The following is a 12,415-nucleotide window of genomic DNA, read 5'->3' as shown; positions in this document are numbered from 1 at the left end:
TTGTGATGGCGCTTTTTTGTGCTATTGTTTCGTACTAGCCAAATACATGAGCATGTGGAATTTTTCGTCTCTTACATGATAATCGAAATAAGGTCCTGGATCTGTACAGTAACCGATATTTTCACTTTGCGTGATTTGAAATTCGTGGCCTGATAAATTTTCTTCTAAGTATTTTGGATGTAAAATATGTTCGTGAGAATTTGGATATAAGGCTGAAATGTTTTTCAAGGATTTGGCCGAACTATCATAATATGAGTATCCGCCGACAATTGTTGAACTGTTATGTAAATAGTTTTTTAGAACGTGAATTGGGAACTGCGGATTGAGCAGTGAAAAATCAGTTACTGAAAAACTATCCACAAAAACATCGATGCTAAGCGGTTTTAATGGCAGATTTAAATCGGAATTCAAAATATAAAGGACGCGTGGCTTCGGATTCATACGCTCAATTCTGTTTCTAACCTTCTTGAGCATCGCAAGCGAATAGCCACTGAATACATAGGACGCGCTTGTTTCAAGAACATCGATATATTTGGGTAGTGATACAAAAGCGTCAACGTTTGTTTCCACAATTAATTTGTTTTTCAAATCTATATTTTGTAAAACTTTTTGAAACTGAAAATTAATTTTTTCAAATAAGTTAATCATTTTGGGATTGATCTCTTTAATCGTTTCTTTATCGTAAAAATAAGATGGATAAGGAGACGTCTCGTACAAATTCGCGGTAATGATAATACCCTCTTCGATAGCTGCCTCGTATCCACAGGTACAAGTTAAACGCCCCGTGTGAATGTAAACTTTTTTAATCGTTACATCTTCCATTTCAAGTGGAATGCGGCACTTCGGACAATAGAGAAAATTTACAAAGTCAAGCGGGATTCCTGTAATATTCTCTTCTTTGGATGAAGGTGAGCTAGTTTGAGCTGCTTTTTCAATCAATTGGATAGCTTTTGATATGTCTTCTTTTTTCTTGGTTAGCTCGTCCTTTTTATCAATGAGCAAGTTGTTGTAGTAGTCGATATCCTCATGATCTGAGAAGTTTGTGACACGCCGATATGATAAAATTCGTTGGATTTCTATCAATGAAAAATGAAATTTTTTCAGCTCAGTAATAAAAGCCATGTCGTCGAAACACAATTGGTTCATTTGATACTGGGTGTTTTTTTTGTCTGGTATTAATAATCCTAGTTCAATGTAGTAACGAACGGTATCAGTCGTAACATGAAAAAGCTTCGCAAATGTACCAATTTTCATAGATGTCCCCCCAATGAAAAAAGTGGAGTTACTCCATTTTTTTCGCAAAATGACTTCAAAAAACTCTCAAATGGCTATTGACTTGGAGGAAACTCCAAGTCATATTATTAATTCAATAAATGTGAATATTTTGAATATTTTTGACTGTATTGTAACATACATGTCACGAAAGGAGAAGGATTAGCTATGGATAAGATGGATCATATGGATACTCTCTCACTATGGACAGCGACTGCAAACAGCTATGACAAAGGAAAACCTCTTGAAGGAAATGAAGAGGCGGATGTTGTCATTATTGGCGCAGGTTTCACAGGTCTTTCTTCTGCATATCATTTGCAAAAGTTAGGGAAGAGTGTCATTGTCCTTGAGCAGGAAACAATCGGATATGGCGCAAGCGGTCGCAACGGCGGGATGGTATTGCCGGGATATAAGTCAACGATGCAGGAGCTTGCCAAGAAGTATGGTGCCGAAGAGGCGAGACAGCTTAACGATCTTTCGCTGCTTAGTGTTGAATTAGTTAAAAACATTATCGACGAGCATCAAATCAACTGTAACTTTAGAAAGACAGGTCATATTGTGGCGGCTTACAAAGCCAAGCATTTTGAAGGGTTGAAACATGAAAGTGAATACTTAAACAAAAATTTCGGATACGAATCAAGCGTGCTTAATCGAAGTCAGTTGCATCAAGAGATCGATTCTCCGCATTATCATGGCTGCTTAGTCGACAACTCGAGTTACTCGTTCCAACCACTGAACTATGCAATTGGTTTGGGAGAAGCAGCTAAATCGATCGGTGCAAAAATCTTTGAACATTCGAAAGCACTATCTATTGAGTACGGCCGAAATAGTGTGAAAGTTGTAACAGAAAAAGGTGCTGTTACTGCGAAAGACATTATTGTGGCTACAGATGGTTACTCTGGAAAAATCATGACTGAACTGAATAAAGGCGTACTGCCAATTTCGGCACGTATTATTGCTACTGAACAGCTTCCAGAATCAGTGGTGAATGCCGTCATTCCTAAAGATCGCATGGTTTTTGATACAAGCAGTTTCCTTTACTATTTCAGGCGCACACCAGATAATCGGATCATATTTGGCGGTGGCGATATTCGTCCAAACTTAGGTGATGCTGTTTATCAAAATGTTTACGATGCTATGGTTAAAATGATGCCAAAACTAGAAGGAAGCAAGATTGATTACAGGTGGGGTGGATTTATCGGGGTTACAATTGATACGTTCCCGGTTATCGGTAGATCCAAAGAAGGCGCATATTTCGCAACGGGTTATACGGGCCACGGCGCGTCTCTCTCGACATTGTTTGGTAAGTTATTGGCACAATGGATTGTTACGGGGAGTGCAGGTGGATACCGATTTGAAAAGGAACGCCTCAAATCATTCCCATTCTATAATCAGAAAGCGATGTTGGTCAATATAGCACATATTGGTTTCAAACTGGTAGATATTATCGCGTAAAGGAGAGGTCTTTATGGAAATTAACATGTTCATTGACGGGAAATGGGTAGAAGCATTATCGGGTGCTAGACGAAACATTATCAATCCTGCAACGGGAGAGGTTATCGCAACGTCTGCTCATGGATCAGCAGATGATGCGAAGATAGCAATTAAGGCGGCTCGTAACGCGTTTGACAGCGGAATCTGGTCGGATTTATCGGCTGATGAAAGAGCTGACTATCTATATAAGATTGCAGACCGTCTTGAAGAGAAGACAGCTGAAATTGCCCGTTTGGAAACTGCAAATAACGGTAAGGTTATCCGTGCAACAACCCATGTAGATATTCCGGTATCGATTCAATGTTTCCGCTATTATGCTGACTTGATCAGGGGTATGAAAGAGGAATCCTACACTCGTGCTGATTCTTCGGAAACAATTATTATTCATGAACCGATTGGTGTTTGTGGACTTATTGTACCTTGGAACTTTCCGCTTATGTTAGCTGTTTGGCAAATTGCTCCTGCACTTGCCGCAGGGAATACAATTGTAATTAAGCCTGCTGACGTCACTCCTGTAAGCGTATTCAAATTATTTGAAATTATCGAAGAGGTTGGACTTCCGGACGGAGTGGCAAACTTGGTATTGGGACCTGGCTCAAAGGTTGGGAATGAGCTTGCAGAGAGCCATGATGTTGACAAAGTTGCCTTTACCGGTGGAACAAAAACAGGTCAAAGTATTATGCGCGCAGCTGCGGGCAATATGAAAAAAATCACACTTGAACTAGGTGGTAAATCTCCACTTATTGTGTTCGACGATGTGGATTTTGAAACCGCAGTCGATAATGCGATGTTTGGTATTTTCCACAATGCTGGGCAAGTTTGTTCAGCTGCATCCCGTTTGCTTGTACAAGAGACCATTTACGATAAGTTTGTTGAAAGATTGGCCGAGCGTGCGAATAAAATTGTAGTTGGAAACGGAGAAAGCGAGAATATCGAAATGGGAGCTCTCACAACCGAGTCTCATATGAATGACGTTTTACATTATATAAAGAGCGGAATTGAAGAAGGTGCAAAATTAGTTTGTGGTGGTAAACGTTTAACAGAAAATGGGCTTGATCGAGGGTTTTTCATCGCACCAACAATCTTTGCTAATGTAAATGCAGATATGCGTATTGTTAAGGAAGAGATTTTTGGACCAGTCCTTGTTGTACAGAAATTTAAAGATGAGGAAGATGCGATCCAAAAAGCGAATGATTCCATTTATGGATTAGCCGGTGCTGTATTTACTGAAGATATGGACCGAGCAAAACGTGTTATTAGTAAATTGCGTGCGGGAATTACTTGGATTAATAGTTATCATCTTGCTTATGTTGAAGGTCCTTGGGGCGGATATAAGCAAAGTGGAATCGGTAGAGCGTTAGGTACTGTTGGGCTAGAGCATTTTATGGAAACGAAGCAAATCAATATCCACCAGCATGCCAATCCTGTAGGTTGGTATGCGAATTAATTGAGCAAAACGTGCTATATAAATTATTTATAAGGGGATATGCTCATGAAAATAGTGGACAACGGTCCGTCATCAAAAATAGAGCAACCAGAAGTAATGAATAAGCCGGTGGATGATTCAGTGCTAGGAACCAAAAGTATTCCGTTACTATATTTACGGTTTGCTTTGGCGGGAATTATGGCTAACGTAATTCTAGGAGTTGTATCGGTTGTTGATGGCTATTTCGTCAGTGGCTTTCAGGAGCTGGAAGTCGAAGGGATCGGAATTGGATTTACGGTCATGGTTATTACCCGTATGATTGGTGTTCTTTTAGGTGTGGGAGCCGGAGCGGTCATTTCACTTCGGCTTGGAAAAGGCAAGATAGAGGAAGCTAGAAGTATTATGGGACAAACTTTATGGTTTACGCTGTTCCTTTCCACTTTGTTAGCTATACTTGGATTGCTCTTTGAAAATGATATTATGATTTTATTTGGAGCAAGTGATGAAGCGCTTCCATATGCGGTGCAATATAGCCGACTGCTATGGATTTCGTTGCCATTAACGATATTGGCCGTTGTATTAAGTATTTTAGCTAATATCGATGAAAAACCTATATTATCAATGAACAGTTGGTTAGTCGCAGCGGTGGTTGCTGGGATTATGGAATGGATTATGGTAGTGAAGTATGACATGGGGATGATGGGTTCTTCATGGGCTAATACGATTTCGCAATCGATTCCTGCTCTCCTAATCTTTTATTTCTGGTTTGGTAAAACAAAACTTAAGCCGAAAATGAAAGATATGATGATTAATCTCAAGAAGATTGGTGAAGTGGTTTGGACGGGCTTTGCATCTTTCTCGAGTCAGTTCATGATGTTTATTGCAATTATTTTCACCAACAACTTACTGCAAAGCTACGGTGGTGGTTTGCACGTTGCAGCTTTCACAATTCAAAACGGTTACATTACAAATCTCCTCGCCTTAGCAGCGCTCGGTGGGATGACAGGACTTCAACCGATTATTAGTTATAATTACGGTGCGGGCAACCTTGATCGTGTGAAACAAGCAATTAAGATGGGACTCATTTTTACGGTTTCCTTCTTTGTGATCGTGACAGCCATACTAATTATTTTTGCAGATCCAATTGTGTCATTTTTTTCTGGTGGTAATCCTGAATTGCAGAAACTGGGCATTTGGACGACAGTTATATTCAATTGTTTGTTTACGCTTAGTGCAGTTAGTTTGCTTATCTCTGGTTATTTCGAATCACAAGAGAGAAACTGGTCCGCAACGTTTATTAGTGTAAGCAAAATATTGTTGTTCATGTTACCGTTTCTATTTATTTTCCCGAAATTCTGGGGTGTAGAAGGTGTATGGTACGCTGCTCCTGCTGCAGAAATTCCAGGTGTTCTCATTGCCATATACTTTATGAGAAAAGAGTTCAAACGTTTAAAAGCTACCAATGTTAATACAGCTCCCAATGTTAAAACAGTAGATTTATAGGAACGTATTCCGTCAAAATTACCAATAAGAAAGAGGGATATCATCATGTTTTTTGCGAAAAAACTTACAGTAGAAGAAGCAGAGCAACTAGGTGCCAACGCATGGGAACCATGGGTAGGCGAACCGAATAAAGGAACGTGGCATGTAGAAGAACAGGAAGTTTTCTATGTGACAGACGGTGAAGTGTTTATTACTGTTGATGGAAAAAAGTATCATATTACAAAGGACTGGGTCGTTTCCTTAGCTAAGGATCTTGTTTGTGAATGGGATTGCCCAGTATTTCTGAAAAAGAATTATAAGATGAACCATGAGATTAATCTAAAATAATGTGAACTGGGGAGTGGACAAATGCTAAGCAGATGACTGCTCCTATGTATTCAATGGATAAGATTAAGATTAGTAATGTTGAAGAAATGTATGCAAATAAGTTTACATACCGTCAAATGAATGCGCTTTCTTTTATGAGTGTAATAAATACATAGGACGGTTATTTTAAAATAGGAGGCTTCACCATGGTAGTAATGAAAAATGTACAAACGTTGAAAAATTATATTGGCGGACAATGGATAGAATCTACAAGTAAACATGTTGAAGATGTACCAAATCCAGCAACAGGAGAGATTATTGCTCGTGTGCCTCTTTCGACTAAAGAAGATGTAGATAGAGCTGTAGCAACTGCTAAAGAAGCATTCAAAACATGGAGAAAGATCGCTGTTCCTCGGCGTGCTCGGATTCTATTTCGCTATCAACAGCTATTGATTGAAAACTGGGAAGAGTTAGCTAAACTCGTAACCTTGGAAAACGGAAAAAGTTATAAAGAAGCATACGGTGAAGTACAGCGGGGGATTGAATGTGTCGAATTTGCCGCAGGCGCACCCACTTTAATGATGGGAGAACAACTTCCCGATATTGCTACCGGTGTTGAATCAGGGATGTATCGTTACCCGATCGGAGTAATCGCAGGAATAACGCCATTTAACTTTCCGATGATGGTGCCATGCTGGATGTTTCCACTCGCGATTGCATGCGGAAATACGTTTGTATTAAAACCATCTGAAAGAACACCGCTATTGGCTAATCGCATAGCTGAACTGTTTAAAGAAGCAGGTCTTCCAGATGGAGTACTAAATATTGTGCATGGTGCACATGACGTCGTTAACGGCATTCTTGACAATGAGGATGTGAAGGCTGTATCTTTCGTTGGTTCCCAACCTGTGGCTGAGTATATATATAAAACAGCAGCAGCTAACGGCAAACGTGTACAAGCTCTTGCAGGGGCAAAAAATCATTCGATCGTATTAAAAGATGCGGACCTTAGTTCTACAGTGAAAGAAATTACAAATGCTGCTTTCGGTTCAGCTGGTGAACGATGCATGGCGGCGGCTGTTGTTGTCGTGGAAGAAGACGTTGCAGATGAGCTCGTTAATAGACTGCTTCAAGAGGCTAATGCAATTACGATTGGTAATGGCCTGGAAGAAGGTGTTTTCCTTGGTCCTGTTATTCGTGAAGGACATAAAGAGCGGACACTCGGATACATTCAATCCGGTGTAGAGCAGGGAGCGACACTTATTCGTGACGGACGTGAAGACGATGCAGCAAACAGCCAAGGTTATTTTGTTGGCCCAACGATTTTTGACAATGTGACACAGGAAATGAAAATTTGGCAAGATGAAATCTTCGCACCGGTTCTTTCTATTGTACGCGTAAAAGACTTAATGGAAGCGATTCGTGTTGCTAATGCATCACCATTCGCAAATGGTGCATGCCTGTACACCGATAGTGCGAAAGCTATTCGTGAATTCCGTGAAGAAATTGATGCAGGTATGCTTGGGGTTAATCTTGGAGTTCCCGCTCCAATGGCATTCTTCCCATTCTCAGGTTATAAGAAATCCTTCTATGGTGATCTTCATGCAAATGGAAAAGATGGCGTAGAATTCTATACTCGCAAGAAAATGCTTACGGCTCGTTATTGAAAGAATGATATGAAATCATAAAAAGATAGAATGGAGTTGGTGATTGTGCAAGCGACAGAACAAACACAAAGTTTGAAACAAGCAGATGAAAAGTACCTTTGGCATGCAATGAAAGGAGCATCCCCTAATCCAACGAATTTAATTATCACAAAAGCAGAAGGGGCATGGGTGACGGATATTGATGGAAACCGTTATTTAGACGGTATGTCCGGTCTTTGGTGCGTGAATGTTGGGTATGGCCGAAAAGAGCTTGCAAGAGCGGCTTTTGAACAGCTTGAAGAAATGCCGTATTTCCCTCTGACACAAAGTCATGTTCCTGCTATTAAATTAGCAGAAAAATTGAATGAATGGCTTGGTGACGAATACGTCATTTTCTTTTCTAACAGTGGATCGGAAGCAAATGAAACAGCGTTTAAAATTGCTCGTCAATATCATCAACAAAAAGGTGATCATGGACGCTATAAGTTTATTTCACGCTATCGTGCTTACCACGGTAACACAATGGGGGCTCTTGCGGCAACAGGTCAAGCACAGCGAAAGTATAAATATGAACCACTCGGACAAGGGTTCTTGCATGTAGCACCGCCGGATACGTATCGAAATCCAGATGATGTTCATACACTGGCAAGTGCTGATGAAATCGATCGTGTCATGACATGGGAGTTAAGCCAAACAGTAGCCGGCGTGATTATGGAGCCAATTATTACCGGGGGCGGAATTTTAATGCCTCCTGATGGATATATGGAAAAAGTAAAAGAAATTTGCGAGAAGCACGGTGCGTTGCTCATTTGTGATGAAGTTATATGTGGATTTGGCCGGACGGGGAAGCCGTTTGGATTTATGAACTATGGCGTTAAACCAGATATCATTACAATGGCAAAAGGTATTACAAGTGCGTATCTTCCTTTGTCAGCAACAGCAGTTAGACGAGAGGTTTATGAGGCATTCGTAGGTAGTGATGATTATGATCGCTTCCGCCATGTGAATACGTTCGGAGGAAATCCTGCTGCTTGTGCTTTAGCTTTGAAGAATTTAGAAATTATGGAGAATGAGAAACTCATTGAACGTTCCAAAGAATTGGGTGAACGACTGTTGTATGAACTTGAGGATGTAAAAGAACATCCAAATGTAGGAGATGTTCGCGGAAAAGGCCTTCTTTTAGGCATTGAACTAGTGGAAGATAAGCAAACAAAAGAACCAGCTTCTATTGAAAAGATGAACAAAGTCATCAATGCTTGTAAAGAAAAAGGTCTAATTATTGGTAAAAATGGTGACACGGTTGCAGGTTACAATAATATTTTGCAGCTTGCGCCTCCATTAAGCATCACAGAGGAAGACTTTACTTTTATCGTTAAAACAATGAAAGAATGTTTAACTCAACTTTAATTAATTATTGATAAATCTTGTTAAAAAGCGGAAGAGCTTATTGAAAGATATAACTTTAAATACTGAATGAATTACTCGAAAAGAGTAATTCCGAAAGGGTTGAGTTTATGAAAGCTGATGTTGTATTGATAAATGGAGAAGTTATTACAGTAGACAAAAAGAATACAGTAGTCGAAGCTGTAGCAATAAAAGATAATCGCATCGTAGTTGTTGGCTCAAATCAGGAGGTTAAGAGTTTTATAGGAGAAAAAACGGATGTAATTGACCTGCAAGGAAAAACGCTTCTTCCTGGATTCATTGATTCCCATCTTCACATCATTTCTCATGGACTAAATCAGTTGGCTGTCAGTTGTAAAGCTGAACATATTGATTCTATCGAGGCTTTGTTAGATGATCTGAAAAAGAAGGCATTAGAAACGCCAAAAGGTGAATGGATACGTGCTTGGGGCTTTAATGAAACCGCTGTGAAGGAAAAGCGTTATCCAACAATTACTGAGCTGGATGAAATTTCAGTTGAACACCCTATTATTGTAACCCGTACTTGCCACCACATAAGTGTGGTGAACAGCAAAGCATTAGAAATTGCGCAAATTAACGAGAACACACCGAACACGAGTGGGGGGGTTATTGAAAAGAATCAGGCAGGTAGGCTTACAGGAAAGTTAATTGAAGCAGCAAATATGAGGATGAGCGAGGTTGCAAGTTATACAGAAAGTGAAATGATGAAGGCTGTGAAAATTGCATCAGATCATTTCGTTGCAGCGGGCATAACAAGTATACATGACGCAGGTGGAGATGGAGCTGAGAGTTATCGTTTACTACAACAAGCTGTGAAGAGTAGGGATATTCGTGTCCGAATATATGCAATGATATGTCAAATAAATAACTCCCATGAATTTGTTAATAAAATGGTCGAAGCTGGTGTGGTAACTGGTACCGGAGATGAGAGATTCAAAGTTGGACCAGCTAAATTGTTTACAGATGGAAGTAGCACTGGGCCTACAATTGCAACCCGTAAGTCGTACTCGAGTGACCCTACCAATTATGGCATTCTTTATTATAGTGAGGAAGAAATTTACCGAGTTTTAGGTGAAGCGCATAAAAAAGGTTATCAAATCACTGTACATGCACAAGGCGATAAAGCTATTGAAATGTATTTAAATTGTGTAGAAAGGGCGCTAGAGGAATCACCAAGAAAAAATCACCGTCATCGAATCGAGCACGCGGGAATTTCTTCACCAGATTTACAAGAGAGAATGAAAAAACTCGAGATGATTCCTATTCCAAATCCTCCATTTCCATATGAATTCGGAGAGATATATGTAGAGCACTATGGTGATCGTGTGAATCACATGTACGCTGCTCGTGATTTTATTGATCGTGGCATCATTGCAGCAGGTGGTTCGGATGCACCAGTTACTGACTATAATCCTTTATTAGGAATTCATGTTGCTGTAAATAGAAAAACCAAGTCTGGAATAGAGGTTGGTGCTAATCAATCTATAAGCGTAATGGAAGCTATTAAACTATACACATGGAATGGTGCTTATGCGAGTTTTGAAGAAGAGATAAAAGGAAGCATAGAGGCCGGAAAGTTGGCGGATTTAGTTATATTAAATGACAGCATTTTAAGTGTCGATCCAAACCAAATTAAAGATTTAAAAGTAGAAACAACTATTATTGATGGTGAAATTATCTATCAAGAAGAACAATCAGTGAAAATTTAGCAATAAAAAAAACGCCCCTTCAATTGTGAGACTGATTTTAACAATTGAAGGGGCGTTTCAGTTGTTTAGTTGCGCTTTTTAAATCGTATTAATTTTCCGAGAGAATTGAAAGGACATTCGTGTACTAACAAATATTCAGATCATGAACACTAGAAAACAAATACAACCTATCATATAATTGAAAGACTATATTGTAAAATCAATGTTAATATTACCCTCCTATAAGTATTAACATGCGTAATTGAGGTGTTTTCTTTGTTGTTTTATGATCGAATTTCTATAATGGCCCCTCCTGTTCCGTAGCTAAGGAAAGTCTATTCATTTCTGAGATTTTCAAAGTTATAGGAGGGTATGAAAAATGAAAAAAGTCTCAGTACCATCACTGTGGTTAATGATTATTCTTGTGGCATTTCCGCAAATTAGTGAAACAATTTACACACCGTCTTTACCAGACATTTCAAAGGCGTTGCACGTAAGTAATAATGAGGTGCAGTTAACGCTTAGTGTTTATTTTGCTGGATTTGCTTTAGGTGTATTTTTTATTGGATGGTTATCAGATATAATTGGTCGTCGCCGGGCGATGCTACTTGGAATTGTAGTATATGGCGCTGGAAGTTTCTTATGCTATATTGCAAGTTCCATTGAATTTTTATTGTTAAGTCGTTTTATTCAAGCGTTTGGAGCAAGTGCAGGATCAGTTGTGACACAAACGATTCTTCGTGAAAGTGTAGATGGGCATAAACGCCATGTTATGTTCGCTCAAATTTCGGCAGTCATTGCTTTTACACCAGCGATAGGTCCGCTAATTGGGGGCTTTCTGGATCAAATGTTTGGATTTAAAATAGTATTTTTAAGTTTAGTTGTTATGAGTGTTGGGATCTTTCTGTATACATTTGTTTCTCTTCCAGAAACAAAAACGGACACAGTAACGGATAAAATAAATGTTTTCTTAGTAGCGAAAAGATTAATTACAAATCCGAAAGTAGTAACATATGGGTTATTAATTGGGGGAGCAAATGGTGTTTTATTTAGCTATTATGCAGAAGCGCCGTTTATCTTTATTGAATACTTTCAGTTATCACCTAGTATGTACGGATTTCTAGGAATTGTAGTTGCGTCTGCTTCTATTATTGGAGCGAAAGTTTCAAAACGGTTACTGCCTATGTATAAACCGGAGAAAATCATATATATAGGTTGTATTGTAATGACGGGGGGAGCTATCGTGTTATCTGTTATTACGTCCATCCGATCAAATCCGAATATACTATATATGATTGGATTTTTAGTAGCGATGTTTATATTGCTATTAGGAATTGGGATAGCGTTACCTAACTGTCTCAGTCTAGCATTAGTAGATTTTCAAAATGTCATTGGTACAGCAGGCGCATTATTTAGCTTAGGGTACTATATAATAGTCACGCTGACAATTTGGGGAATGAGCCAGCTGCATACAGGTTCCTTAGTAGTCATGCCCCTATATTTTTTAGTTATTGTAGTAATTATGGTGGTTTTCACTCGAGTATTTATTTTGAATGATAGAGCTGAAAATTCTGTTTAAATATATAAAAAAGAGAGTCTCATTGAAAAATGAGACTCTCTTTTTTATAAAAATTATCATTCGTGCTGATAATTTT

9 protein-coding genes are annotated in these 12,415 nt (G+C 39.1%); 8 read left to right on the top strand and 1 reads right to left on the bottom strand.

All coding sequences use genetic code 11. The features are described 5' to 3' along the window. Positions 1-21: 21 nt before the first annotated feature. Positions 22-1,254, bottom strand: a complete 1,233-nt coding sequence (locus tag JTF23_RS09590) for a MerR family transcriptional regulator (protein ID WP_204208614.1) — start codon at positions 1,252-1,254, stop codon at positions 22-24. Between the two features lie 186 nt (positions 1,255-1,440). Between JTF23_RS09590 and JTF23_RS09585 the strand changes: the two genes are divergently transcribed. The 8 genes from JTF23_RS09585 to JTF23_RS09550 all read left to right on the top strand — a co-directional run bounded on the left by JTF23_RS09585 (position 1,441) and on the right by JTF23_RS09550 (position 12,339). Beyond that, positions 1,441-2,727, top strand: a complete 1,287-nt coding sequence (locus JTF23_RS09585) for an NAD(P)/FAD-dependent oxidoreductase (protein ID WP_204208613.1) — start codon at positions 1,441-1,443, stop codon at positions 2,725-2,727. A gap of 13 nt (positions 2,728-2,740) precedes the next feature. Beyond that, positions 2,741-4,213 (top strand): aldehyde dehydrogenase family protein, encoded by a 1,473-nt coding sequence (locus JTF23_RS09580; protein WP_204208612.1) that lies wholly within the window; start codon positions 2,741-2,743, stop codon positions 4,211-4,213. Between the two features lie 45 nt (positions 4,214-4,258). Next, complete coding sequence (locus JTF23_RS09575) at positions 4,259-5,695, top strand: MATE family efflux transporter (RefSeq protein ID WP_204208611.1); 1,437 nt, start codon at positions 4,259-4,261, stop codon at positions 5,693-5,695. A 45-nt stretch (positions 5,696-5,740) separates the two neighbouring features. Beyond that, positions 5,741-6,022: a cupin domain-containing protein gene (locus JTF23_RS09570; protein WP_078181248.1), complete on the top strand. Its 282-nt coding sequence runs from the start codon at positions 5,741-5,743 to the stop codon at positions 6,020-6,022. A 185-nt stretch (positions 6,023-6,207) separates the two neighbouring features. Next, positions 6,208-7,668, top strand: a complete 1,461-nt coding sequence (locus JTF23_RS09565) for a CoA-acylating methylmalonate-semialdehyde dehydrogenase (RefSeq protein ID WP_204208610.1) — start codon at positions 6,208-6,210, stop codon at positions 7,666-7,668. A gap of 30 nt (positions 7,669-7,698) precedes the next feature. Then, positions 7,699-9,054: an aspartate aminotransferase family protein gene (locus tag JTF23_RS09560; RefSeq protein ID WP_204208609.1), complete on the top strand. Its 1,356-nt coding sequence runs from the start codon at positions 7,699-7,701 to the stop codon at positions 9,052-9,054. 107 nt (positions 9,055-9,161) lie between these two features. After that, positions 9,162-10,781 carry an amidohydrolase gene (locus JTF23_RS09555; protein WP_204208608.1) on the top strand — a complete coding sequence of 540 codons (1,620 nt, stop codon included), beginning with the start codon at positions 9,162-9,164 and terminating at the stop codon, positions 10,779-10,781. 358 nt (positions 10,782-11,139) lie between these two features. Continuing rightward, positions 11,140-12,339 carry a multidrug effflux MFS transporter gene (locus JTF23_RS09550; protein WP_204208607.1) on the top strand — a complete coding sequence of 400 codons (1,200 nt, stop codon included), beginning with the start codon at positions 11,140-11,142 and terminating at the stop codon, positions 12,337-12,339. The last annotated feature ends 76 nt before the right edge of the window (positions 12,340-12,415 follow it).

The organism is Bacillus sp. RIT 809 (genome assembly GCF_016892495.1).
Taxonomy (GTDB): Bacteria; Bacillota; Bacilli; order Bacillales; family Bacillaceae_G; genus Bacillus_A; species Bacillus_A cereus_U.
The sequence above is the reverse complement of the archived record's forward strand: the minus strand, read 5'-3'. Positions and strand labels throughout refer to the sequence as shown.